23 protein-coding genes are annotated in these 25249 nt (G+C 63.6%); 14 read left to right on the forward strand and 9 right to left on the reverse strand.

From position 1 onward, the window contains the following. Positions 1 to 7: 7 nt before the first annotated feature. A complete protein-coding gene (gene oadA / locus BMY03_RS09205) occupies positions 8 to 1816 on the forward strand; it encodes a sodium-extruding oxaloacetate decarboxylase subunit alpha (protein ID WP_023630198.1) in 1809 nt (602 codons plus the stop codon). A 68-nt stretch (positions 1817 to 1884) separates the two neighbouring features. Here the strand turns inward: oadA and BMY03_RS09210 are convergent, their stop codons facing one another. The 3 genes from BMY03_RS09210 to BMY03_RS09220 are packed head-to-tail and all read right to left on the reverse strand — an operon-like array spanning position 1885 to position 3651. Continuing rightward, on the reverse strand, positions 1885 to 2556 hold the full coding sequence (locus BMY03_RS09210; RefSeq protein ID WP_094010886.1) for a GNAT family N-acetyltransferase: 672 nt from the start codon (positions 2554 to 2556) through the stop codon (positions 1885 to 1887). A 7-nt stretch (positions 2557 to 2563) separates the two neighbouring features. Beyond that, positions 2564 to 3010 carry a GNAT family N-acetyltransferase gene (locus BMY03_RS09215; RefSeq protein ID WP_094010887.1) on the reverse strand — a complete coding sequence of 149 codons (447 nt, stop codon included), beginning with the start codon at positions 3008 to 3010 and terminating at the stop codon, positions 2564 to 2566. A gap of 11 nt (positions 3011 to 3021) precedes the next feature. Next, complete coding sequence (locus BMY03_RS09220; protein WP_094010888.1) at positions 3022 to 3651, reverse strand: FMN-binding negative transcriptional regulator; 630 nt, start codon at positions 3649 to 3651, stop codon at positions 3022 to 3024. 90 nt (positions 3652 to 3741) lie between these two features. Here BMY03_RS09220 and pdxR point away from each other — a divergent pair, with 90 nt between their 5' ends. Then, on the forward strand, positions 3742 to 5271 hold the full coding sequence (pdxR, locus tag BMY03_RS09225; RefSeq protein ID WP_094010889.1) for a MocR-like pyridoxine biosynthesis transcription factor PdxR: 1530 nt from the start codon (positions 3742 to 3744) through the stop codon (positions 5269 to 5271). Between the two features lie 28 nt (positions 5272 to 5299). On the opposite strand, the gene BMY03_RS09230 is transcribed toward pdxR, so the two are convergent. From BMY03_RS09230 to aspA, 4 genes are all read right to left on the reverse strand, one after another. After that, positions 5300 to 6403, reverse strand: a complete 1104-nt coding sequence (locus BMY03_RS09230; RefSeq protein ID WP_094010890.1) for an extracellular solute-binding protein — start codon at positions 6401 to 6403, stop codon at positions 5300 to 5302. Between the two features lie 2 nt (positions 6404 to 6405). Beyond that, the gene (locus BMY03_RS09235; protein WP_038707625.1) at positions 6406 to 7446 is read right to left on the reverse strand and encodes a histone deacetylase family protein; all 1041 of its coding nucleotides are present in this window, start codon (positions 7444 to 7446) and stop codon (positions 6406 to 6408) included. 113 nt (positions 7447 to 7559) lie between these two features. Next, positions 7560 to 8552, reverse strand: coding sequence for an AraC family transcriptional regulator (locus tag BMY03_RS09240; RefSeq protein ID WP_023629862.1), 993 nt, complete (start codon positions 8550 to 8552; stop codon positions 7560 to 7562). Positions 8553 to 8815: 263 nt separating this feature from the next. Continuing rightward, a complete protein-coding gene (gene aspA, locus BMY03_RS09245; protein WP_031314847.1) occupies positions 8816 to 10240 on the reverse strand; it encodes an aspartate ammonia-lyase in 1425 nt (474 codons plus the stop codon). A gap of 181 nt (positions 10241 to 10421) precedes the next feature. Between aspA and BMY03_RS09250 the strand changes: the two genes are divergently transcribed. The 5 genes from BMY03_RS09250 (at position 10422) to BMY03_RS09270 (ending at position 14034) form a co-directional block, all read left to right on the forward strand. Beyond that, positions 10422 to 11351, forward strand: coding sequence for a LysR substrate-binding domain-containing protein (locus BMY03_RS09250; protein WP_023629864.1), 930 nt, complete (start codon positions 10422 to 10424; stop codon positions 11349 to 11351). 172 nt (positions 11352 to 11523) lie between these two features. Beyond that, positions 11524 to 12015 carry a 5-(carboxyamino)imidazole ribonucleotide mutase gene (gene purE / locus BMY03_RS09255; protein WP_031314848.1) on the forward strand — a complete coding sequence of 164 codons (492 nt, stop codon included), beginning with the start codon at positions 11524 to 11526 and terminating at the stop codon, positions 12013 to 12015. Positions 12016 to 12026: 11 nt separating this feature from the next. After that, on the forward strand, positions 12027 to 13109 hold the full coding sequence (locus BMY03_RS09260; RefSeq protein WP_023629865.1) for a 5-(carboxyamino)imidazole ribonucleotide synthase: 1083 nt from the start codon (positions 12027 to 12029) through the stop codon (positions 13107 to 13109). Between the two features lie 96 nt (positions 13110 to 13205). Beyond that, on the forward strand, positions 13206 to 13451 hold the full coding sequence (locus BMY03_RS09265; protein ID WP_023629866.1) for a GlsB/YeaQ/YmgE family stress response membrane protein: 246 nt from the start codon (positions 13206 to 13208) through the stop codon (positions 13449 to 13451). A gap of 49 nt (positions 13452 to 13500) precedes the next feature. Next, positions 13501 to 14034 (forward strand): DUF3299 domain-containing protein, encoded by a 534-nt coding sequence (locus BMY03_RS09270; protein ID WP_023629867.1) that lies wholly within the window; start codon positions 13501 to 13503, stop codon positions 14032 to 14034. A 51-nt stretch (positions 14035 to 14085) separates the two neighbouring features. Here BMY03_RS09270 and BMY03_RS09275 read toward each other — a convergent pair whose 3' ends face one another. Together BMY03_RS09275 and BMY03_RS09280 are read right to left on the reverse strand one after the other, a co-directional pair. Further along, entirely contained in the window at positions 14086 to 14982 is an 897-nt protein-coding gene (locus tag BMY03_RS09275; protein ID WP_094010892.1) for a D-hexose-6-phosphate mutarotase, read from the reverse strand. 73 nt (positions 14983 to 15055) lie between these two features. Beyond that, the gene (locus tag BMY03_RS09280; protein WP_003253317.1) at positions 15056 to 15454 is read right to left on the reverse strand and encodes an acyl-CoA thioesterase; all 399 of its coding nucleotides are present in this window, start codon (positions 15452 to 15454) and stop codon (positions 15056 to 15058) included. Positions 15455 to 15816: 362 nt separating this feature from the next. Between BMY03_RS09280 and BMY03_RS09285 the strand changes: the two genes are divergently transcribed. From BMY03_RS09285 to BMY03_RS09315, 7 genes are all read left to right on the forward strand, one after another. After that, the gene (locus tag BMY03_RS09285) at positions 15817 to 17106 is read left to right on the forward strand and encodes an MFS transporter (protein ID WP_023629869.1); all 1290 of its coding nucleotides are present in this window, start codon (positions 15817 to 15819) and stop codon (positions 17104 to 17106) included. A 166-nt stretch (positions 17107 to 17272) separates the two neighbouring features. Beyond that, the gene (locus tag BMY03_RS09290; protein ID WP_023629870.1) at positions 17273 to 18271 is read left to right on the forward strand and encodes a phosphate ABC transporter substrate-binding protein PstS; all 999 of its coding nucleotides are present in this window, start codon (positions 17273 to 17275) and stop codon (positions 18269 to 18271) included. A 143-nt stretch (positions 18272 to 18414) separates the two neighbouring features. Further along, positions 18415 to 20703, forward strand: a complete 2289-nt coding sequence (locus tag BMY03_RS09295) for an ABC transporter permease subunit (RefSeq protein WP_094010893.1) — start codon at positions 18415 to 18417, stop codon at positions 20701 to 20703. Between the two features lie 17 nt (positions 20704 to 20720). Next, on the forward strand, positions 20721 to 22391 hold the full coding sequence (pstA, locus tag BMY03_RS09300; RefSeq protein ID WP_038707069.1) for a phosphate ABC transporter permease PstA: 1671 nt from the start codon (positions 20721 to 20723) through the stop codon (positions 22389 to 22391). Positions 22392 to 22463: 72 nt separating this feature from the next. Beyond that, entirely contained in the window at positions 22464 to 23297 is an 834-nt protein-coding gene (pstB, locus tag BMY03_RS09305) for a phosphate ABC transporter ATP-binding protein PstB (RefSeq protein ID WP_031315066.1), read from the forward strand. A 73-nt stretch (positions 23298 to 23370) separates the two neighbouring features. Further along, complete coding sequence (gene phoU, locus BMY03_RS09310) at positions 23371 to 24141, forward strand: phosphate signaling complex protein PhoU (RefSeq protein ID WP_023630537.1); 771 nt, start codon at positions 23371 to 23373, stop codon at positions 24139 to 24141. A gap of 162 nt (positions 24142 to 24303) precedes the next feature. Further along, positions 24304 to 25215 (forward strand): response regulator, encoded by a 912-nt coding sequence (locus BMY03_RS09315; RefSeq protein WP_038707068.1) that lies wholly within the window; start codon positions 24304 to 24306, stop codon positions 25213 to 25215. Positions 25216 to 25249 lie beyond the last annotated feature (34 nt).

A 25249-nucleotide genomic window follows, 5' to 3' on the forward strand; every position in this document is an offset into this window, starting at 1 on the left:
CCGAATAATGTCCAAGAAAATCTTTGTTACCGACACGATCCTGCGCGACGCTCACCAGTCCCTGCTGGCCACCCGCATGCGCACCGAAGACATGCTGCCGATCTGCGACAAGCTCGACAAGGTCGGCTACTGGTCGCTGGAAGTCTGGGGCGGCGCCACCTTCGACGCCTGCGTGCGCTTCCTCAAGGAAGACCCGTGGGAGCGCCTGCGCAAGCTGCGTGCCGCGCTGCCCAACACCCGCCTGCAGATGCTCCTGCGCGGGCAGAACCTGCTGGGCTACCGCCATTACAGCGACGATGTGGTCAAGGCCTTCGTGGCCAAGGCCGCGGTCAACGGCATCGACGTGTTCCGCATCTTCGACGCCATGAACGATGTGCGTAACCTGCGCGTGGCCATCGAGGCGGTGAAAGCCGCCGGCAAGCACGCCCAGGGCACCATCGCCTACACCACCAGCCCGGTGCATACCGTCGATGCCTTCGTTCAGCAGGCCAAGCAGATGGAATCCATGGGTTGCGACTCGGTGGCGATCAAGGACATGGCTGGCCTGTTGACCCCGTTCGCCACCGGCGAGTTGGTCAAGGCACTGAAAGCCGAGCAGTCATTGCCGGTGTTCATCCACTCCCACGACACTGCCGGCCTGGCCGCGATGTGTCAGCTCAAGGCCGTCGAGAACGGCGTCGACCATATCGACACCGCGATCTCCAGCTTCGCCTGGGGTACCAGCCACCCGGGCACCGAGTCGATGGTCGCCGCGCTAAAGGGCAGCGAGTTCGACACCGGCCTGGACCTCGAGCTGCTGCAGGAGATCGGCCTGTACTTCTACGCCGTGCGCAAGAAGTACCACCAGTTCGAAAGCGAGTTCACCGCCGTGGATACCCGCGTGCAGGTCAACCAGGTACCGGGCGGGATGATTTCCAACCTGGCCAACCAGCTCAAGGAGCAGGGCGCGCTCAACCGCATGAACGAAGTGCTGGCGGAGATCCCGCGGGTGCGCGAAGACTTGGGATTCCCGCCGCTGGTGACCCCGACCTCGCAGATCGTCGGCACCCAGGCGTTCTTCAACGTGCTGGCCGGCGAGCGCTACAAGACCATCACCAATGAAGTGAAACTGTACCTGCAAGGCGGCTACGGCAAAGCCCCCGGTGTGGTCAACGAGCAGCTGCGGCGCCAGGCGATCGGCAGCGAGGACGTGATCGACGTGCGCCCGGCCGACCTGCTCAAGCCGGAGATGGCCAAGCTGCGCGCCGACATCGGCAGCCTCGCGCACTCCGAGGAGGACGTGCTGACCTTCGCCATGTTCCCCGACATCGGCCGCAAGTTCCTCGAGGAGCGTGAAGCCGGCACCCTCAAGCCAGAAGCCTTGCTGCCGATTCCGGAAGCTGGCGCGGTGGGGGCGGTGGGCGGTGAAGGCGTGCCGACCGAGTTCGTCATCGATGTCCACGGTGAAACCTACCGCGTCGATATCACCGGTGTCGGCGTGAAGGCCGAAGGCAAGCGCCACTTCTACCTGTCCATCGACGGCATGCCGGAAGAAGTGGTGTTCGAGCCGCTCAACGAATTCGTCGGCGGTGGCGGCAGCAAGCGCAAGCAGGCCAGCGCGCCGGGCCACGTCAGCACCAGCATGCCGGGCAACATCGTCGATGTGCTGGTCAAGGAAGGCGACGTGGTCAAGGCCGGCCAGGCGGTGCTGATCACCGAGGCGATGAAGATGGAGACCGAAGTCCAGGCAGCGATCGCCGGCAAGGTCGTGGCCATTCACGTGGCCAAGGGCGACCGGGTGACCCCGGGCGAAATCCTGATCGAGATCGAAGGCTGACAGAAGCCTTCATCTACAAGCTGTTAACCTCTGGGGAGCGGATGCTCCCCTTTTTTTGTCTGGATAAATCAGCCCACGCGGCACGCTTCCAGCGTGCGGACTTGTCCCTCAGGCTGCTGGTTTTCCTCACTCAACCAACGCTCGAACCCCGCCGCCACGGTCGGCCATTCGGTATCGGTAATCGAATACCACGTTGTATCGCGATTACGGTCCTTGACCACCATGTGGTTGCGGAACACGCCCTCGAACACAAAACCGAACCGTTCGGCCGCGCGCTTGGAGCGGGCATTGGCGTCGTTGCACTTCCATTCCAGCCGGCGATTGCCCAGCTCGAAGCCCAGTTTGCTCAAAAGGTAAACCGCCTCGGTGCCCTTGGGTGTGCGTTGCATGGCGGCGCCGAAGGCGATGTGGCCAATCTCGAAGCGGCCGTGTTCGGGGACGATCGACATGTAGCTGAGGATGCCCTGAACCTGGCCGTTGGCGCGGTCGATCACACTGTAGAACAGCGGGTCGCGGCTGGCGGCGTTGCCTTCCAGCCAGCGGTCGAAGCTGGCGCGCCCAGCAAACGGGCCGTAGGGCAGATAGTCCCATAGCGCTGGGTCCGAGCCCGGACCTTGCAGTACTTCCCAAAGGTCGTTGCCATGGCGCGCCGGGTCAAGCTTCTCCAGGCTGATGAAACGGCCTTCGATGGGCTCGGCCTTGGGCGTACCGGCGGGTTTCCAGTTCAATGCGTCGTTCATGGGCGGCCTACAGTGCTTTGCGGAATTGGATGAAGCCCGGTCGCTCGGCGACCTGCTCGTACAAGCTGATGGCGGTGGCGTTGGTCTCGTGGGTCAGCCAGTGCACCTTGATGCAGCCGGCGGCCTTGGCCGTGGCGTAGACATGCTCGATGAACTGCCGACCGATGCCCAGGCCACGCACTTCACTGTCCACGTAGAGGTCCTGCAGGTAGCAGGAGTTCTCGATGCTCCAGTTGGAACGATGGTAGATGAAGTTGACCATCCCCACCGCCTTGCCATCGACCCAGGCCAACGCCGAGTGGGTGGGCTCGTTCGCATCGAGCAGGCGTTGCCAGGTGCTGGTGTTGACTGCGTCGGGCAGTTCGGCCTGGTAGAAGCGCAGGTAGGCCTGCCACAAGGGTAGCCAGGCGGCGTGGTCGTTGGCGCCCACCGGGCGCAGGGTGATGCTGGTCATGGGCTTTTCCTTCAGAGGTCGCGCATGTGCGCGGCGAGTTGGTTATCCACAGGGTCGGCGCTGGCGGCCAGGCCTGCGCGGACCCCGGCGATGTCTTGCGCCGAACGGTTCTGACTGAGCTTGCGTGCGCCCTGCAGGCGGGCGATCGGCAGGCGGATACCGATGATGGCGCGGAGCATGCCGTCAAGGTAGTCAGCCGGAGCATCGGCGACGCTCCACGGTGCTGCGCGGCCTTGCTCATGGCGGTCGGTCAGGCGGCTGACGATGTCCAGCAATTGCGTCGGTGCGTGGATCACCTCCACCGGGCCCCAGGCATGCACCGCCATGTAGTTCCAGGTGGGCACCACCTTGGGGTTGTCCGTCTTGCTCGGGTAGTAGCCAGGGCTGACATAGGCGTCGGCGCCGGGGAATACCAGCAAGGCTTCAGCGCCTTGTGCCAGGTCTTGCCACTGCTGGTTGGCCCTGGCGAGGTGGCCGTAGACCGTGCCGAATTCGCCCTCGCCGGTGGTGACCAGCACGGGCAGATGGGTGGCCAGCAGCCCGTGCTCACCGTGGCTGACCAGCGTTGCCAGGCGGGTGTGCAGCATGTGCTGGTGCAGGCGGGCAAGGTCATGTTCCTGATGCGGTTTGCTGTTGTACATGCCGGTGTTCCTTGTGCTGTGGCTTCATGCTAGGCAGGCTATTGGCTCTGTGTAAGAGCCATTCGTGACTGTTTTGATAGGTCCAATACCATGAGCGAACGTACCCACGCGTTGCCTTTCGATCCGGCAGGGATCGTCCTGGATCGCCATCGCGGGCTTAGCCAGCAGCTTTACCAGGCCTTGCGCGCGCGCGTGCTGGATGGGCGCCTGGAAGGCGGCACTCGGCTGCCGGCCACCCGTGACCTTGCGGCGGTGCTCGCGTTGTCGCGCAACAGCGTGGTGCGTGCCTATGACCAGTTGTATGCCGAGGGCTTTATAGAAAGCCGGGTAGGCGATGGCACCTATGTAAGCCGCCTGGGAAAACTATCCACACAACTGTCCACAGGGTTATCCCTGGTGTTATCAACAGACTTATCCACATTTGAGGCGTCTGATACTGAGGATTTATCCAGTTTTGCGCTGTGCAGCGAGCCGTTGTTGCGTCTGAAAAAGCACCATCTGCCGCCGCCAAAAGGCGATGCGCCGAGGGCTTTCAGGGTTGGCCTGCCAGCCTTCGACCTGTTTCCTTTCGAGGTCTGGGCCAAGCTGCAAGCGGGTTTCTGGCGAAATCCCGACCCGGCGCTGCTCGGCTATGGCGACCCGGCAGGGGAGCTGCCGTTGCGTGATTTGATTGCCACCTATCTGCGTCGATCGCGAGGGCTTTCCTGCAGTGCTGAACAAATTGTGATCACCAGTGGTGCGCAGCAGGCGATCAGCCTTTGTGCACAGTTGCTGTTGCAGCCTGGTGACGGGGTGGCTGTGGAAAACCCGGGCTACCGCGCTGCCGGGCACGCCTTCGCCCTGGCGGGGGCAAGGGTCAGCGGCGTGCCGGTAGACGAAGAGGGCATGGACTGTGCGCGCCTGGCCGAGCTGCCGGATTGCCGGCTGGCTTACGTGACCCCGGCTCACCAGTACCCCACCGGTGTGACCATGAGCCTGGCCCGGCGCCTGGCGTTGCTGGCCTGGGCCGAGCGCCAGGACGGTTGGGTCGTCGAGGACGATTACGATGGTGAGTACCGCTACAGCGGTGCGCCTTTGGCACCGCTGGCGGCACTGGATCGGCAGGGCCGGGTGCTGTACGTCGGAACGTTCGGCAAGATCGCATTTCCGGCTTTGCGGCTGGGTTACCTGGTGCTGCCCGGACGCCTGGTGCGGGCATTCAGCCAGGCCAAGGCGCTGGCGGTGCGTCACTCGGAAGTCGGCACGCAATGTGTCATGGCGCAGTTCATGGCCCAAGGGCATTTCCAGCGGCATATCCGCCGTATGCGCCGGGCGGCGCTGGCCCGCAGGAATGTGCTGAAGGCCGGTTGGCCCGTGGATGTACCGGGGCTGGGGGCAATGCCAGACGTCGCAGCAGGGCTGCATGTGAAGGTGGCTGTGGATAACTTGGCGCGGGAGCAGGAGTTGGTGGCGCGGGCGGAGGCGGTGGGGGTGGAGGTCACTCCGCTGAGCAGCTACTGGCTGGAGGACAGCGCGGAACCTGCGGATACGAGGGCAGGGCTGGTACTGGGATTCGCGGCAGTGCCAGAAGGGGAGATTGCGCAGGCTTTGATGCGCCTGCGCAAGGCCTGGCGAGATTGAATGGGGCCGCTCTGCAGCCCCAAAAACATCAGGTCCCCGACTTGATCTTGGTCCAGGCCCGCGTCCGCGCCCGCTCGGCATCCCGTGGCAACGGCTTGAGCGTGTACAACTTGGCCATTGCCTCCGCCGTCGGGTACAGGTTTGGATTGTTGCGGATCGCCGGGCTGACCTTGTCGGTCGCATCCTTGTTCGGATTCGGGTAGCCGACGAAGTCGCTGATCGGTGCGATCACTTCTGGTCGCAACAGGTAGTTGATGAATGTGTGGGCATCTTCCGGGTTGGCGGCGTTCTTGGGGATCGCCAGCATGTCGAACCAGATCGGCGCGCCTTCCTTCGGCAGACGCATGTCCACCACCACGCCGTTCTTCGCTTCACGAGCCCGATTCGCGGCCTGGGAGAAGCTGCCCGAGTAGCCCACCGCCACACAGATATCACCATTGGCGATATCGGCCATGTACTTGGACGAGTGGAAGTAGGTTACATGCGGGCGGATCTTCAGCAGCAGGTCCTGGGCTTTCTGATAGTCGGCCGGCTTGCCGCTGTTGGGGTCCAGGCCCAGGTACGACAGCGCCAGCGGCAGGATCTCCGACGGCGAATCAAGCAGCGCCACGCCACACTGCTTGAGCTTGGCGATGTTCTCTTCCTTGAAGATCAGGTCCCAGCTGGCCACCGGTGCGTCGTCGCCGAGCACCGCCTTGACCTTGGCCGGGTTGAAGCCGATCAGCACCGTGCCGTACATGTAAGGCACGGCAAACTTGTTGCCGGGGTCATTGGCCTCGATCAGCTTCATCAGTGCCGGGTCAAGGTGTTGCCAGTTGGGCAGCTTCGCCCGATCGAGGGGCTGGAACACGCCGGCTTCTATCTGCTTGGCGAGGAACACGTTGGACGGCACCACCACGTCATAGCCGGAGTTGCCGGTGAGCAGCTTGGCTTCCAGTGCTTCATTGGTGTCGAAGATGTCGTAGATCAGCTTGACCCCGCTGTCCTTCTGGAAGTCGACCAGGGTTTGCGGGGTGATGTAGTCGAACCAGTTGTATACCCGCAGGGTACGCTGTTCGGCGTGTGCCTGCAGTGCGCCAGCGAACAGGCCGGCGGCGACGAGCGGGGCGAGCAGACGTTTGAGTCGGGTCATGTTCACGCTCCTGGCTGGGCCTGCTGGAAGCCTTCCAGCACATTGACCGCGTTGATGCCGATTTCCTCCACAGCGTAGCCGCCCTCCATCACGAACAAGGTCGGCTTGCCCAGCTGGGCGATGCGCTTGCCCATCGCCAGGTAGTCGGGACTGTCGAGCTTGAACTGGGAGATGGGGTCGTCCTTGAAGGTATCCACGCCAAGGGAGATCACCAGCACATCGGCATCGAAGGTGGCGATGCGCTGGCAGGCGTCTTCGAGGGCTGCGCTCCAGGCTGCCCAGTCGCTGCCGGCAGGCAGCGGGTAGTTGATGTTGCAGCCTTCGCCGGCACCTTCGCCGATCTCGTCGGCGTAGCCGAGGAAGAACGGGAACTCGTCCTGCGGGTCGCCGTGGATCGAGGCGAAGAACACGTCGTTGCGGGTGTAGAAAATGTCCTGCGTACCGTTGCCGTGGTGATAGTCGACGTCGAGGATGGCTACCTTGCGCCGGCCGTGGTCGATGAAGGCCTGGGCGGCAATGGCTGCGTTGTTGAGGTAGCAGTAACCCCCCATCACTTCGCCTGCGGCGTGGTGCCCTGGTGGCCGGCACAGGGCGAATGCGGCATGGGCGCCTTGCTGGATCGCGGCCTGGGCGGTCAGGGCGACCTGGGCGGCGCTGTAGGCGGCCTGCCAGGTGCCGGCGGTGATCGGTGCGCCGGCGTCGAAGCTGTAATAACCGAGCTCGCCGTGCAGGCCGCTGGGTTTGACCTGGCGCAGGGTGCGCGCCGGCCAGGTGAACGGCAGCAGGTCACCTTCCTGGCCAAGCGCGGCCCAACGGGCCCAGGCGCCTTCGAAGAAATCCAGGTAGTCGGCGCTGTGGATGCGCTGCAGCGGCGCGCGGCCAAAGTCGGCGGGGCCTTGCACGGGCCCGAGGTTGCGCTGCTTGACGCGCTCCAGGACGTGGTCGGCGCGCGACGGCATTTCGAAACAGGGCATCAGCTTGCCGTCGATGAGCTCGCAGCGGCCATGGTGCAGGCGGTGGTCATCGGAATAGATCGTCAGCACGTTGTTGTTCTCCGTATTCACTGGCGTGGAGCCATTTTTACGGACTGCCCGGTACTGGAGAACGTCGCAAACGGCCAAAAGGGGATCGATGTGGCCAAGCCGTCCGTAACCGGTCAACCGCGAAAATGGCTTGGCGCCACGCCGCTCCAGCGCTGGAAGGCATGTCGGAAGCTCGCGGTCTCGCTGAACCCCAATGTTTCGGCAATGCGGTAGATCGGCATCTGGTCCTCGGCCAGCAACTGCTTGGCCCGCTCGAAGCGCAGCTCGTCGAGGAGCTGTTGATAACTGCTGCCCAGCGCCTGCAAATGCCGGCGCAGTGTGCGCGACGAGCAGTTCATCTGCCGTGCCAAGCCTTCCAGCCCAGGCGCGGCATCCAGTTGTCGCAGCAGCAGCTGGCGGATCCGCCCCAGCCAAGCTTGGCGGCCGGTGAACTCCAGGTTGAGGCGCCGGCAGCGTTCGCCCATGGCCTTGTGGGTGATCGGGTCGGCCAGGGGCAGGGGCATGTCCAGCCAGTGTCGTTCGAAAGCGAAGGCATTGTCGCTGGCGCCGAAGCCGAGTGGGCACTGGAATGCAGGGTCATAGAGCGCGTGGTAGCCCGGGCGCGGGTGTTCGAAACGCGCCGCCAGCAACGGTAGTTGGCGGCCGAGCAGGTCATCGCAGATCACTTTCAGCGACAGCAGGCAGAATTCGGCATTGAAGGCGGCCAGCCCAGGCGCGTCGTAATGGTCGCTGGCGCTGAGCCACACGCGCTGGCCATCGTCCACCAGGCGCAGCTGAAAGACTGTTCCCAGCAGTGCCGGAAAGGTCAGCGCCAGGCGCAGGGCGTCACCCAAAGTGGCACTTGAGAGCAGGGCGTAACCGAGCATGCCGTAGCACGACACGTGCATGCGCCGGCCGAGTTCCAGGCCGATGTCCTGGCGCCGGGCCACGGCGTTGGCGCAGACCTGCAGTTCCTGCTGGGTGGTGATGCGCGCATCGGCGTGGCCCAGGTCTGCGGGACCTATGCCGCTGCCGGCGAGCATGTGCTGCGCGTCCACGCCGTCTTCCTGGAACACCTGGAGGATCAGCGAAACGGCGTTGAGGGTGGTGAGGTGGCTGTGCAGCATGCTCGGCATCCCGTTGAGCTGGGGAGCATTACCGAGCAAGTTGTGTGCCGGGTACGCGGCGTGGCGTGGGAGCAGGCTTGCCCCGCGATGGCGTAGTTGAGGCCCGCATCAATATCGCGAGGCAAGCCCGCTCCCACGGCCGCTCCCCTATCAACAGCATTTCGCAGGCATAAAAAAAGGGCCCGTAGCATGCGCTCGGGCCCTTGAAAGGTTGAGAGGTGTCTAGTCCCTCGACCTGGTGAGACTGTTTGCAGCGGTCTGGGTTACGCCTTCAGCGGAACCAGACGGGGAGCGATCATGTTTTCCGGACGCAGGATGTCGTTGAGCATCTCTTCGTCCAGCAGCTTCTCTTCGCGCACCAGTTCCAGCACGCCGCGGCCGGTTTCCAGGGCGACGCGGGCGATACGGGTGGCGTTTTCGTAGCCGATGTATGGGTTCAGGGCGGTGACCAGGCCGATCGAGTGCTCGACCAGTTCACGGCAGCGCTGTTCGTTGGCGGTGATGCCGACGATGCAGTGCTCGCGCAGCATGTCCATGGCGCGTTGCAGCAGGCGGATCGAGTCGAAGATCTTGTAGGCGATCAGCGGTTCCATCACGTTCAGCTGCAGCTGGCCACCTTCGGCGGCGACGGTCAGGGCCAGGTCGTTGCCCATGATGGCGAACGCGACTTGGTTGACGGCTTCCGGGATAACCGGGTTGACCTTGCCTGGCATGATCGAGCTGCCTGGCTGGCGCGCCGGCAGGTTGATCTCGTTGATGCCGGTGCGTGGGCCGCTGGACAGCAGGCGCAGGTCGTTGCAGATCTTCGACAGCTTGACCGCGGTGCGCTTGAGCATGCCGGAGAACAGCACGAAGGCGCCCATGTCGGAGGTGGCTTCGATCAGGTCGGCAGCCGGCACCAGCGGCTGGCCGCTGATGATCGCCAGGCGCTGGACGGCCAGCATCTGGTAGCCCGGGTCGGCATTGATGCCGGTACCGATGGCGGTGCCGCCCAGGTTGATTTCGGTCAGCAGTTCCGGAGCCAGCGAGCGCAGGCGCTGCAGGTCTTCGGTCATGGTGGTGGCGAAGGCGCGGAATTCCTGGCCCAGGGTCATCGGCACGGCGTCTTGCAGCTGGGTACGGCCCATCTTCAGAACGTGGTCGAACTCTTTACCTTTGGCAGCGAAGGCCTGGATCAGGCTGTCGAGGCTAGCCAGCAGGGCGTCGTGGCCCAGCAGCAGACCCAGACGAATCGCGGTCGGGTAGGCGTCGTTGGTCGACTGCGCCATGTTCACATCGTTGTTCGGGTGCAGGTACTGGTACTCACCCTTCTGGTGACCCATGGCCTCCAGCGCGATGTTGGCGATGACTTCGTTGGCGTTCATGTTGGTGGAAGTACCAGCACCGCCTTGAATCATGTCCACCACGAACTGCTCGTGATAGTCGCCTTTGATCAGTCGTGCGCAGGCTGCGCTGATCGCGGCGTGCTTGGCATCGCTCAGGTGCCCCAGCTCACGGTTGGCGTCAGCAGCTGCCTGCTTGACCATCGCCAGGCCGACTACCAGTTTCGGGTAGTGCGACAGCGGAACACCGGAGAGGTGGAAGTTGTTGGCAGCGCGCAGAGTCTGGATGCCGTAGTAGGCATCGGCAGGGACTTCAAGGGTACCAAGCAGATCTTTTTCGACGCGGAACGATGCAGCGGAGGACATGATGGATATCATCTCGATTTTGACCCGGCACCTGCCGGAATGGCGCCAATGCTAGGGCTGCCCAGATTTTGCGGCCAATGCTGTTGCACGCTAACCTATGCGCAAACGGCATACGGTTTGATGTGACGCCGATTGACAATCGAGCGTGTTCCATTTTGGTGCACGCAGTGCGGAGTAGTCGATGAACCTCGAAAGCAAATGGCTGGAGGACTTCAGTGCCCTGGCCTCGACCCGCAGTTTCTCGCAAGCGGCCGAGCGCCGGTTCGTTACCCAGCCAGCGTTTAGCCGACGCATACGCAGCTTGGAAGCGGCGCTTGGGTTGACCTTGGTGAATCGTTCCCGCACACCCATCGAACTGACCGAGGCCGGGCAGCTGTTTCTCGTCACTGCACGCACCGTTGTCGACCAGTTGAGCGAAGTTCTCCGCCATTTACATCACCTCGAAGGCGGTCAGGGCGAAGTGATCCAGGTCTCGGCCGCGCACTCCTTGGCATCGGGCTTTTTCCCCCGCTGGGTGGCGCAATTGCGCAACGATGGCCTTAACATCGCCACGCGCCTGGTCGCCACCAACGTCGGTGATGCGGTGCATGCATTACGCGAAGGCGGCTGCGACCTGATGCTGGCCTTCTATGACCCGGACGCGGCGCTGCAGATGGACGCCGAGATCTTCCCGTCGCTGCACATGGGCAATACCGAAATGCTTCCGGTGTGTGCCGTGGGCCCCGACGGCAAGCCGCTGTTCGACCTGGAGGGGGAGGCCAGCGTGCCCTTGCTGGCCTACAGCGCCGGCGCCTTCCTCGGTCGGTCGGTCAACCTGCTGCTGCGCCAGCGCAACCTGCGCTATACCACTGTCTATGAGACGGCCATGGCCGACAGTCTCAAGAGCATGGCGCTCGAAGGCATGGGCATCGCCTGGGTCCCGAAGCTGTCGATGCGCGGCGAACTGGAGCGTGGCGAGCTGGCGATCTGCGGTGGCAGCCAGTGGCATGTGCCACTGGAAATCCGCCTGTATCGCTGCGCCTTGGTGCGCAAGGCCAACGTGCGCTTGCTGTGGCGCAAGCTGGAGGGCGGTTCAGTTGACCCAAAAGTCAGCCAAACCCCCGAAAAATAAGGCCGACAGTTGGTCGCCGGGGGTGCCGTGACCGCGCAACGTTACGCTATACTGCGCGGCCCCTCGACCGGATAGATTCCGGTCATGATCAGCAAACAAGCCACGCCGGTCGTCCCGCGTGGCTTGTTGTTTTTTGACGCGCCTGCGGGCGCACAAGCGAAGAGGCTCGACGATGAGTGCACTGGTTGGCGTGATCATGGGCTCCAAGTCCGATTGGTCCACCCTTAGCCACACCGCCGATATGCTGGAAAAACTCGGCATTCCCTACGAAGTGAAGGTGGTTTCCGCCCACCGCACCCCGGACCTGCTGTTCCAGTACGCCGATGAGGCCGAAGGCCGCGGCATCGAAGTGATCATCGCCGGCGCCGGCGGCGCCGCCCACCTGCCGGGCATGTGCGCCGCCAAGACCCATCTGCCGGTGCTCGGTGTGCCGGTGCAATCGTCGATGCTCTCGGGTGTTGATTCGCTGCTGTCGATCGTACAGATGCCTGCTGGCGTCCCGGTCGCCACCCTGGCCATCGGCAAGGCCGGCGCGATCAACGCAGCCTTGTTGTCGGCGAGCATCCTCGGGGCCAAGCACCCGCAGTTCCACGCGGCGCTCAAGCAGTTCCGCACCGAGCAGACCGACACCGTGCTGGATAATCCAGACCCGCGTCAGGCTTGAGGCTGAAACCCATGAAGATCGGTGTAATCGGTGGTGGCCAACTGGGCCGCATGCTGGCCTTGGCGGGCACCCCGCTGGGCATGAACTTCGCTTTCCTCGACCCGGCACCAGACGCCTGCGCCGCGCCGCTGGGCGAGCACCTGCGTGCCGACTACGGTGACCAGGACCATCTGCGCCAGCTGGCCGACGAAGTCGACCTGGTGACCTTCGAGTTCGAAAGTGTGCCGGCCGAGACCGTGGCCTTTCTCTCGCAGTTCGTCCCGGTCTATCCGAGCGCCGAGGCCCTGCGCATCGCCCGTGATCGCCTGTTCGAGAAGAGCATGTTCCGCGATCTGGGGATTCCCACCCCGGCCTTTGCCGACATCCTCTCGCAGGCGGACCTCGATGCCGCGGTGGCAAGCATTGGCCTGCCGGCCGTGCTCAAGACCCGCACCCTGGGTTACGACGGCAAGGGCCAGAAGGTCCTGCGCAAGCCCGAAGACGTGGTCGACACTTTTGCCGAACTGGGCAGCGTGCCGTGCCTGCTGGAAGGCTTCGTGCCGTTCACCGGGGAAGTGTCGCTGGTGGCCGTGCGCGCCCGCGACGGTGAAACCCGCTTCTACCCGCTGGTGCACAACACCCATGACAGCGGCATCCTGCGCCTGTCGGTGGCCAGCGAGGCGCACCCGTTGCAGGCCCTGGCCGAAGACTACGTTGGCCGCGTGCTGCAGAAACTCGACTACGTGGGCGTCATGGCCTTCGAGTTCTTCGAAGTGGACGGTGGCCTGAAGGCCAACGAAATCGCCCCGCGTGTGCACAACTCCGGGCACTGGACCATCGAAGGCAGTGAGTGCAGCCAGTTCGAGAACCACCTGCGCGCCGTGGCCGGCCTGCCGCTGGGCTCGACCGCCAAGGTCGGCGAAAGCGCCATGCTCAACTTCATCGGCGAAGTGCCAGCAGTGGAGAAAGTCGTCGCCATCGATGACTGCCACCTGCACCACTACGGCAAGGCATTCAAGGTCGGGCGCAAGGTTGGCCACGCCACCCTGCGCTGCCAGGACATGGCCACCTTGAAGGCCAAGATTGCCGAAGTAGAGGCGTTGATCGCCGGCTGATCGAACTTCTGCCGGGCATTGCCGCTCTGAGATGGCAACATGCCGAAGCGCTGACTAGGCTTTGGCATGTCTCATGTTCATCACAGAGGGATTGCCATGGGCATCATTGGAACCATCTTCATCGGCCTGATCGTCGGCCTGCTGGCGCGTTTCCTGAAACCGGGTGACGACAGCATGGGCTGGATCATGACCATTCTCCTCGGCATCGCCGGTTCCCTGGCCGCCACCTACGGCGGACAAGCCCTGGGCATCTACCAGGCCGGGCAGGCCGCGGGCTTCTTCGGGGCCCTGGTCGGCGCGATCATCCTGCTGGTGATCTACGGCTTCATCAAGAAACGCTGAATTCCCGCTAGAATGCCCGGCAATTCATCCTGAGTTGCCGAGCATTTCCATGCGTGCGTTATCCCTCATTCCCCTGTTGCTGGCCAGCGCCCTGGCCCATGCCGAACTGCCCGAGACCGACTGGCTGGAACTGATGCCCAAGTCGGACCAGAAGGCGCTCGAGCAGATGCCCGAGATCGATCACAACTCCCCGGAAGCCCTGGGCACCTTCACCGCCAAGGGTGGGCTGAAGCAGAGCAAGGGCCTGCCGGCAGTGATGTACTCGACCAAGACCGTGGCCGCCATGAACGGCAGGCAGATCCGCCTGGGTGGTTATCCGGTGCCGCTGGAGAGCGATGCCAAAGGCAACAGCACGCTGTTTTTCCTGGTGCCTTACCCAGGGGCGTGCATCCATGTACCGCCGCCGCCACCGAACCAGCTGGTGCTGGTGCGGTATCCGAAAGGGCTGAAGATCGACGACATCTACACGCCGCTGTGGGTGACCGGCACCTTGAAGGTGGAGGCGGTCAGCAATGACTTGGCGGATGCGGCCTATGCACTGGAGGCGGGGCAGGTGAGGGTGGTGGAGGATGCGGACCTCTGAGCCTGGCAGAGCGTATCGCGGGGCAAGTCGGGCCGCCCCGCGATAGCGATTTCAGAGCGCTTCGCTACCGATTGCCACGCTCATCGCATGAGTCGCCCCTGGCTTGAGCACCACCACGTCATCCATCACATTCGCCGTCTCGATGCACAGCATGCGCTGCCAGCCATCGTCGGCCATGTCCGGCAGGTCGCGGGCGCGGTCGGTCCAGGGGTTCCAGATCACCGCGGTGCTTGAGCCGCCAGCAGTAAGGGTGGTGCGTCGGTTCCAGTGCGGATCGACAATCGCCAGTCGATCGGGCGCGTTCAGGTAGATGCGATCAGTCTCGCCCGCGAAACCCAGGTTGCCCTGCTGTTTGCGCTGTTCCCAATTGGCCAGTGTTTCGATGTAGGCCAGCCCGTCCACGCCTTCCACTTGCACCTGGCGCACATCGCTCACGGCGAAGTAGCTGTGCAGCGCCTGGCTCAGGGTGACATCGGTATTGCCGAGGTTGTAGCTGGTGAGGGTGAGCTTCAGCTGGTCACCCAGCTCTACCAGGAGCTTGAGCTGGACCTCATGAGGCCAACCCGGCAGGTCACCCTGGGCTTCGGGCAATTCGAACTCGACCTGCAGGTGGTCGCCGTGTTCCTCGGCGCGCAACAACTGCCAGTCACGGCCACGCACCAGGCCGTGGGCGGGCGGCTGCTCGCCCTTGAACATGGCTTTGACCGTATCGGGATTGCGCTCGAAGATACCGAACCACGGCCAGCACACGGGAGCGCCGGCACGCACCGACTTGCCCTGGCGGAAGATGGCCTGGTCGCTCAGCCACAGCAGCGGAGGCTCGCCCAGGCGCTGATAGCTCAGAACCTGGGCGCCCTGCTGGGCAATCAGTAGTTCGGCATGATCGCTGGTGATGCGCCAGCAGTTGAGTTCGCCGTGCAGCTCGGTCTCGACCGTGAAGTTAGCCATTGCGTTCGTCTCATTGATTGTCTGTCAGGCCGTTGGACCCGGTGACGTGCAATGAGTTTACCGCTGGCCAGGCTCAGCGACGAGGTACGGAGCGGGTGCGACCACTGCCATCGATGGCGACGAACACGAACACCGCCTCGGTAACCTTGCGCCATTCGCTGGACAGCGGGTCGTCGCTCCATACCTCGACCATCATCTGGATCGAGCTGCGGCCGATTTCCAGGGTCTGGGTATAGAAGGACAACTGCGCGCCCACGGCCACCGGGACCAGGAACGCCATGCGATCGATGGCTACCGTGGCCACTCGGCCTCCGGCGACGCGGCTGGCCATGGCGGTGCCGGCCAGGTCCATCTGGGCGACCAGCCAGCCGCCGAAGATATCGCCGAAACCATTGGTTTCGCGCGGCAGCGCGGTGATCTGCAAGGCCAGGTCGCCTTGCGGGATAGGATCTTCTTGTTCGAGCTCAATCATGCCGTGGGGCCTCTGACCCGTGACGCTTCGTTGGTGGCGCAATAACGGACGCCGTAAAAACGATTCAGCAGCACGCATACTACGCTGATTTCGCTTCAGGGGGCGGCCTCAGGGAAACTCTGCGAAACAGTCTGACAACGATGACCGACGTTTTCGCACAACATCCCTCAGGATAAGCAACCTTTTCCTACGAGCGGGCAGTATATATACCTGCACAGCCAGCGACGACCGCGCATTCATGAATATCTGTATGGATTTTGTACCGCTATGAGCGCAGCTCGGCAATTTGCTATCTTCGCCGACTATTCAATCCAGAAGCCGCATGCCAAGCGGTCCGCAGACCTACAAGAGAAAGAACAGCGATGACCTCCGTGCAGAGCAGTATCGAGCAGCCGTCCCGGCCGTTGTCCCGCAGTGACTACAAGACCCTCTCGCTGTCCGCCCTGGGCGGTGCCCTGGAGTTCTACGACTTCATCATCTTCGTGTTCTTCGCCACTGTGGTGGGCAAGCTGTTCTTCCCGGCCGACATGCCCGAATGGCTGCGCCTGATGCAGACCTTCGGCATCTTCGCCGCCGGCTACCTCGCCCGGCCATTGGGTGGCATCGTCATGGCCCACTTCGGCGACCTGCTCGGACGCAAGAAGATGTTCACCCTGAGCATTTTCATGATGGCCGTGCCGACCCTGGTGATGGGGCTGCTGCCCACCTATGCGCAGATTGGCCTGTGGGCGCCGATCCTGCTGCTGTTGATGCGGGTTATCCAGGGCGCGGCCATCGGTGGCGAGGTGCCGGGGGCCTGGGTGTTCGTCTCCGAGCACGTGCCGGCGCGCAACACCGGCTATGCTTGCGGCACCCTGACCGCCGGCCTGACCTCGGGCATTCTGCTTGGCTCGCTGGTGGCGACGCTGATCAACACGATCTACAGCCCCGAGGAAGTGGCGGACTACGCCTGGCGTATTCCATTCCTGCTCGGTGGGGTGTTCGGCTTCTTCGCGGTCTACCTGCGCCGCTGGCTGCATGAGACCCCTGTGTTCGCCGAAATGCAGGCACGCAAGGCCCTGGCCGAGGAGCTGCCACTGCGCGCGGTGCTGCGTGATCATCGCGGCGCGATCATCCTCTCGATGCTGCTCACCTGGCTGCTGTCGGCCGGCATCGTGGTGATCATCCTCATGACCCCGGCATTGCTGCAGAGCCTCTACCACGTCAGCCCCACCGACTCGCTCAAGGCCAATAGCCTGGCTATCGTGCTGCTCAGCCTGGGCTGCGTCGGCGCTGGCAGCCTGGCCGACCGTTTCGGTGCCGGGCGAGTGTTCATCGTCGGCAGCCTGATGCTGCTGGCGTCGTCCTGGGCCTTCTACCACAGCCTGCCGACCCGCCCGGACCTGCTGTTCCCGCTCTATGCGCTGACTGGCTTGTGCGTGGGTATCGTCGGCGCCGTGCCTTACGTGATGGTCAAGGCGTTCCCGCCTGTCGTGCGCTTCAGCGGCCTGTCGTTCTCCTACAACCTCGCCTACGCGATCTTCGGTGGCCTGACGCCGATGGTGGTGACCGCGCTGCTCAAGTTCAGTCCGATGGCACCCGCCTATTACGTGGCGTGCCTGTGCGCCGTTGGTCTGCTGGTGGGCATCTATCTGCTCGCGCGCAAACGCTGAAACCCGCTCTAAGTCCCCTCCGCAACATCCTGTAAAGGCCATCCCGGTTACCGGTGATGGCCTTTCATCCAATTGTCACATTCGAGTCATAGAGTGTTCATGCGGCCTGCAGATACTTGGGCCCGTTCCATCTCACAACCCACGATATTCCTGCTAGGAGCAAGGCATGAAACTGAAGCGTTTGATGGCGGCCCTGACCTTTGCCGCCGCTGGCGTCGCTGCCGCCAATGCGGTCGCCGCTGTCGATCCTGCAATCCCGACCTACACCAAGACCACCGGTGTTTCGGGCAACCTCTCCAGCGTCGGTTCCGACACCCTCGCGAACCTGATGACCCTGTGGGCCGAGGCCTACAAGAAGGAATATCCGAACGTAAACATTCAGATCCAGGCCGCCGGTTCCTCGACCGCGCCACCCGCCCTGACCGAAGGCACCGCCAACCTGGGCCCGATGAGCCGCAAGATGAAGGACGTCGAGCTGCAGGCGTTCGAGCAGAAGTATGGCTACAAGCCGACTGCCATTCCGGTTGCCGTTGACGCCCTGGCCGTGTTCGTTCACAAGGACAACCCGATCAAAGGCCTGACCATGGCCCAGGTCGACGCCATCTTCTCCTCCACCCGTCTGTGCGGTGGCAAAGCCGACGTCAAGACCTGGGGTGACCTGGGCGTGACCGGCGACCTGGCCAACAAGCCAGTTCAGCTGTTCGGCCGTAACTCGGTATCCGGCACCTACGGCTACTTCAAGGAAGAAGCCCTGTGCAAAGGCGACTTCAAGCCTAACGTCAACGAACAACCTGGCTCGGCTTCGGTCGTGCAGTCGATCAGCTCGTCGCTGAACGGCATCGGCTACTCGGGCATCGGCTACAAGACCGCCAGCGTCAAGACCGTGGCCCTGGCCAAGAAAGAAGGCGGCGCGTTCGTCGAAGACAACGAAGCCAACGCCCTGAACGGTACCTACCCGCTGTCGCGCTTCCTCTACGTCTACGTCAACAAGGCCCCGAACAAGCCTCTGGCCCCGCTGGAAGCCGAGTTCGTCAAGCTGGTGCTGTCGCAGGCCGGCCAACAAGTTGTCGTGAAGGACGGCTACATCCCGCTGCCAGCCAAGGTGGTCGACAAGACCCTGGCCGACCTGGGTCTGTCCCACGCGGGTAACGTTGCAAAGAAGTAAATAACTGAGGATGAGGCCGGTGCCAAAGAATGCCGGCCTCCTCCACGAATTCCTTAGTCCGAAGCCAGGGCTCCTGAGCGGCGGGCTTTTTTGCGTCACTGCACTGTCATGTTTTTGTCATACGGGACCGCTAGGGTGTGCGCATGAATGATCTGGCCAACTCCACAATGACCCAAAATTCTCCTCCCGTGCGCATTGACTTCAATACGCCCGAGTTGCAACGCAAGCGCCGCCTGCGCGCCCTCAAGGATCGCCTGACCCGCTGGTACGTCCTGGTGGGCGGGCTCGCCGTGCTGGCGGCGATCACGCTGATCTTCTTCTACCTGGCCTATGTGGTGCTGCCGTTGTTCCAAGGCGCCACGCTTACCAGCAAGAAGGCGCTGGAGCCGACCTGGCTGCAGCAGGACGCCGGTAAACCGCTGCTGATCGCCCTCGAGGAACAGAACCTCGTGGGCATGCGTGTATCCGACAAGGGCCAGGCCCTGTTCTTCGACACCAAGACCGGCAACGAACTGAAGCGCGTCGACCTGCCGCTGCCGGCCGGCGCCCAGGTCAGCTCGATCAGCACCGACCAGCCGGGCAGCCCGCTGGTGGTGGTGGGCCTGTCCAACGGCCAGGCACTGGTGTTCCACCACACCTACAAGATCACCTATCCGGACAACAAGAAGACCATCGAGGCGGGCATCGACTTCCCCTATGGTCAGGACCTGTTCACCCTGGATGACCAAGGCCGCGCGCTGGAGCATGTGAGCGTCAACGTCAACGGCGACACCTTGTTGCTGGCCGGTTCCACCGGTGCGCACCTGCAGGTGATCGAACTGTCGCGCACCGAGAACATGATGACCGACGAGGTCACTGTCGAGCAGAACCGTATCGAACTGCCGCAGATGACCGAGGTGGTGAAGAACATCTTCATCGACCCGCGCCAGCAGTGGCTGTACGTGGTCAACGGTCGCGCCACCGCCGACGTGTTCAGCCTGCGCGACAAGAGCCTCAACGGCCGCTACAAGCTGCTCGAGGACGGCAACGCCGAGATCACCGCGACCGCCCAGCTGGTCGGTGGCATCTCGCTGATCTTCGGTGATTCCAAGGGTGGCCTGAGCCAGTGGTTCATGGCCCGCGACCCCGATGGCGAGTCGCGCTTCAAGTTGATCCGCAGCTTCCAGCTGGGCAAGGCCCCGGTGGTGCAGATCGACGCCGAGGAGCGCCGCAAGGGCTTCATCGCCCTGGACAGCGAAGGCAAGCTCGGCGTGTTCCACAGCACCGCGCACCGCACCCTGCTGGTCGAGCCGGTCGCCGAAGGCGCGGGCATCCTCGCCCTGTCGCCGCGCGCCAACCGCATCATCATCGAGCAAGGCAACAAGCTGCTGCCGCTGAGCCTGAAGAACCCGCACCCGGAAGTCTCGTTCAGCGCGCTGTGGGGCAAGGTCTGGTACGAGAACTACGACGAGCCCAAGTACGTCTGGCAGTCGACCGCCTCGAACACCGACTTCGAACCCAAGCTGAGCCTGTCGCCGCTGACCTTCGGTACGCTCAAGGCCGCGTTCTACGCGATGATCCTGGCTGCCCCGCTGGCCATCGCCGCCGCCATCTACACCGCCTACTTCATGGCTCCGGGCATGCGCCGCAAGGTCAAGCCGGTGATCGAGTTGATGGAAGCGATGCCGACGGTGATCCTCGGCTTCTTCGCCGGCCTGTTCCTCGCGCCGTACCTCGAAGGCCACCTGCCGGGCGTGTTCAGCCTGTTCCTGATCATGCCGATCGGTATCCTGCTTGCCGGCTACAGCTGGAGCCGCCTGCCGGAGTCGATCCGCCTGCGCATCCCCGATGGCTGGGAAGCGGCGATCCTGATCCCGGTGATCCTGGTCATTGGCTGGTTTGCCCTGTACATGAGTCCGTTCCTCGAGAGCTGGTTCTTCGCGGGCGACATGCGCCTGTGGATCACCAACGATCTGGGGATCACCTATGACCAGCGCAACGCCCTGGTAGTGGGTATCGCCATGGGCTTCGCGGTCATCCCGAACATCTACTCCATTGCCGAGGACGCCGTGTTCAGCGTGCCGCGCAGCCTGACCCTGGGCTCGCTGGCGCTGGGCGCGACGCCATGGCAGACCCTGACCCGCGTGGTCATCCTCACCGCCAGCCCGGGCATCTTCTCGGCGCTGATGATCGGCATGGGCCGTGCGGTGGGTGAGACCATGATCGTGCTGATGGCCACCGGCAACACCCCGGTGATGGAGCTGAACCTGTTCGAGGGCATGCGCACCCTGGCCGCCAACGTGGCCGTGGAAATGCCCGAATCGGAAGTCGGCGGCAGCCACTATCGTGTGCTGTTCCTCGCCGCCCTCGTGCTGCTGTTGTTCACCTTCGTGATGAACACCCTGGCCGAGCTGATTCGCCAGCGCCTGCGCAAGAAATACTCGTCGCTTTGATAGAAAGGTAGAGATCCGTGAAAAAGGATTCCCTCAAAGGCTGGTTCAAGAGCGGCGCCCCCGGCGTCTGGATCAGTGGCGGCGCGGTGGCCATGGCGGTCATCATGACCGTCGGCCTGCTGGCCGTGATCGCCGTGCGCGGCCTGGGCCACTTCTGGCCGGCCGACCTGGTCCAGGCCACCTACAAGGTGCCCGGCCAGGCTGACCACATCGTCATCGGTGAAGTGGTGCAGAAGGAAGAAGTGCCCCGCGAACGCCTCAAGGGTGCCGGCCTACCGGTGCCCGACCAGGGCCCGGAGTTCATGACCCGCGAGCTGATCAAGGTGGGTAACCGCGACCTCAACGGCAGCGACTTCACCTGGGTGGTCGGCGAGTGGCTGGTCGACCAGCAGAAACCTGCCGACCTGATTGCCCTGGAGCGCCGCGAATGGGGCAACTTCTACGGCTATCTGGTCAGCGTCAAGGAAGAAGGCCGCGTGGTCGCCCAAGGGCCGGAAGCCTGGAACGAGCTGCAGGCCCGCCTCAAGCGCGCCAGCCAACTCAACGACCAGCTTGTGAAGCTCGAGAAGAAGGACATCGGTGCCATCAACCATGGCCTGGAGCGCCTGCGCCTGCACAGCCGCAAGCTGGAACTGGACGGCAAGCTCGACGCCGCCGCCCAGGCCGACATGGACGCCGAGCGCGCCGAGCTGAACAACCGCTACAAGGCCATCGAAGAGCGCCTCAACGGCCTGCATCAGGAGTTCGCCCGCGACAGCCTGGTAGCCCGCGACGGCAACGGCCGCGAAGTGGAGATCAACCTGAGCAAGGTGGTCCACGCCATTCAGCCGAACGCCATGTCGGGCTTTACCAAGATGGGCGCCTACTTCGCCAAGGTGTGGGAGTTCCTCAGCGACGACCCGCGTGAGGCCAACACCGAAGGCGGTATCTTCCCGGCCATCTTCGGCACCGTGATGATGACCCTGATCATGGCGGTGATCGTCACCCCGTTCGGCGTACTGGCTGCCGTCTACTTGCGTGAATACGCCAGGCAGGGCCCGGTGACCCGGCTGATCCGCATCGCCGTGAACAACCTCGCCGGCGTCCCGGCGATCGTCTACGGCGTGTTTGGCCTGGGCTTCTTCGTCTACGTGCTGGGCGGCTCGATCGACCGGCTGTTCTTCCCCGAGTCGCTGCCGGCACCTACGCTGGGTACGCCGGGCCTGTTGTGGGCTTCGCTGACCCTGGCGCTGCTGGCCGTGCCGGTGGTGATCGTGGCCACCGAGGAAGGTCTGGCGCGTATTCCGCGCACTGTACGCGAAGGCTCGCTGGCGCTGGGCGCGACCAAGGCCGAGACGCTGTGGAAGATCGTCCTGCCGATGGCCAGCCCGGCCATGATGACCGGCATGATCCTCGCCGTGGCCCGCGCCGCCGGCGAAGTGGCCCCGCTGATGCTGGTGGGTGTGGTGAAGCTGGCGCCATCGCTGCCGGTTGACGGCAACTACCCGTACCTGCACCTGGACCAGAAGATCATGCACCTGGGCTTCCACATCTACGACGTCGGCTTCCAGAGCCCCAACGTCGAGGCCGCGCGGCCGCTGGTGTACGCCACCGCGCTGCTGCTGGTGCTGGTGATCGCCACCCTCAACCTCTCGGCGGTGTGGATCCGTAACCACCTGCGCGAGAAGTACAAGGCCCTGGACCACTGATCCCGATTGCAAGCGTGCCGCCCGGATGCCGGGCGGCCCTTTGAAACGAATTGATAGCGTATGGAGTTGACCATGCAGCATGAATCCCACGCCCACGGCATCGACATGTCGGCCCTGGGCCGCGACAAGCAGAGCCTGCGCCTGGCTGAAGAGACCGTGGCCATCGAAGTACCCGGCCTGTCCCTGTTCTACGGCGACAAGCAAGCACTGTTCGACGTCAGCATGAACATCCCCAAGCAGCGCGTGACCGCCTTCATCGGCCCGTCCGGCTGCGGCAAGTCCACGCTGCTGCGCACCTTCAACCGCATGAACGACCTGGTCGACGGCTGCCGTGTCGAAGGCGCCATCAACCTGTACGGCAACAACATCTACCGCAAGGGCGAGGACGTGGCCGAGCTGCGTCGCCGCGTGGGCATGGTGTTCCAGAAGCCCAACCCGTTCCCCAAGACCATCTACGAGAACGTGGTCTACGGCCTGCGTATCCAGGGCATCAACAAGAAGCGCGTGCTCGACGAGGCCGTCGAGTGGGCGCTGAAGGGCGCGGCCCTGTGGGATGAGGTCAAGGACCGCCTGCACGAGTCGGCGCTGGGCCTGTCCGGTGGCCAGCAGCAGCGTCTGGTGATCGCCCGTACCATTGCCGTTGAGCCGGAAGTGCTGTTGCTCGACGAGCCGTGCTCGGCACTGGACCCGATCTCGACGCTGAAGGTCGAAGAGCTGATCTACGAACTGAAATCCAAGTACACCATCGTCATCGTGACCCACAACATGCAGCAGGCGGCCCGTGTTTCGGACTACACCGCCTTCATGTACATGGGCAAACTGGTCGAATTCGGTGATACCGACACCCTGTTCACCAACCCGGCGAAGAAGCAGACCGAAGACTACATCACCGGTCGCTACGGCTAAGACCGGCAAGGTAGGAACGCCAGGGAACGACACGAACGACTTGAAGCCTGCAGCTGCTTCGCGGAGCCAAACGATGATCAACAAAGAAAGCCTTACCCACCACATCTCCCAGCAGTTCAACGCCGAGCTCGAGGAGGTGCGCAGCCACCTGCTGGCCATGGGCGGGCTGGTGGAGAAACAGGTGAACGACGCCGTCACCGCGCTGATCGAGGCCGACTCGGGCCTTGCCCAGCAAGTGCGCGAGGTCGACGAACAGATCAACCAGATGGAGCGCAACATCGACGAGGAGTGCGTGCGCATCCTCGCCCGTCGCCAACCGGCGGCCTCCGACCTGCGCCTGATCATCAGCATCTCCAAGTCGGTGATCGACCTGGAGCGCATCGGTGACGAATCGACCAAGATCGCCCGCCGTGCCATCCAGCTGTGCGAGGAAGGCGAGTCGCCGCGTGGTTATGTCGAGGTGCGCCATATCGGCGACCAGGTGCGCAACATGGTCCGCGACGCGCTGGACGCCTTCGCCCGCTTCGACGCCGACCTGGCGCTGTCGGTGGCCCAGTACGACAAGACCATCGACCGCGAGTACAAGACGGCGCTGCGCGAGCTGGTCACCTACATGATGGAAGATCCGCGCTCGATCTCCCGCGTGTTGAGCGTGATCTGGGCCCTGCGTTCGCTGGAGCGCATCGGCGATCACGCACGCAACATCTCCGAGCTGGTGATCTACCTGGTGCGTGGTACCGACGTGCGCCACATGGGCCTCAAGCGCATGAAGGCCGAGGTGCAGGGCGAAGCGTTCGATGAGGGCGAAATCGCTAATGTTCCGGCTGAACCGGACGATAAATAGGATTGCTCCCGAGCATGAACGCCCGGCAACCGCCGGGCGTTTTCGTTTGCGGTCGAGCACCAGCAGGCACCCGCGAACCGTGTGAGAAGTCCCGGCGTGACCAGTGGTTTGGCAAATGGCCATCAGTCGGCGGTATGCTAGCCGGGATCAAGAGGAGTATCGATGAGTAAAGTGAATGTGCTGGTCGTGGATGATGCCCCGTTCATCCGCGACCTGGTAAGGAAGTGCCTGCGCAATGCCTTCCCCGGCATGGTGATCGAGGACGCGGTCAACGGTCGCAAGGCCATGGCCATGCTGAGCAAGGAACGTTTCGACCTGGTCCTGTGCGACTGGGAAATGCCGGAGATGTCCGGCCTCGAACTGCTGACCTGGTGCCGTCAGCAGGAAGAGATGAAGACCATGCAGTTCATCATGGTGACCAGCCGTGGCGACAAGGAGAACGTGATCCAGGCCATCCAGGCCGGCGTTTCCGACTTCGTCGGCAAGCCGTTCACCAACGAGCAGCTGCTGACCAAGGTGAAGAAGTCGCTGACCAAGATCGGCAAGCTCGACAGCCTGATGTCCAGCGCGCCGGCGCGGGTCAACTCGGCGTTTGCCAACGATTCGCTCAGTGCCCTGACCGGTGGTCGTCCGGACGCGGCCAAGGTAACCGCGCCCGCCGCTGCGCCAGTGGCAGCGGCGGCCAAGCCTCTGATCAACGCCCCCACGCCGAAGACTGCCGCTGCGGCGGCCCAGACTGGTCGTGGCCAAGGCCAACTGCGCCTGTCCAGTGGCACCCAGCCGTGCATGATCAAGGCCTTGAGCCTTAAGGAAGCCCTGCTGGTGGTGCGCCGCGGCACTAACCTGCCACAGGTGCTCGAAGGCGCGGTGCTGGACCTGGAGCAAGGTGAGAACGCCGAAACGGCGCGTCTGAACGGCTACCTGCACGCCATTGCGGCGCTGGAGCCCAAGCCTGAGAGCGACTGGCTGCAGCTGACCTTCAAGTTCGTCGACCAGGATGCGCAGAAACTCGACTACCTGTCGCGACTGATCGCCCGCGGCACGGCGCAGAAGCACTTCACGCCTGGCGCCTGATGGCCACTTGAGCACCGCGTCGCAGCGGATGTAG

The sequence above is a fragment of the Pseudomonas soli genome, assembly GCF_900110655.1.
In the GTDB taxonomy this organism is placed as follows: domain Bacteria; phylum Pseudomonadota; class Gammaproteobacteria; order Pseudomonadales; family Pseudomonadaceae; genus Aquipseudomonas; species Aquipseudomonas soli.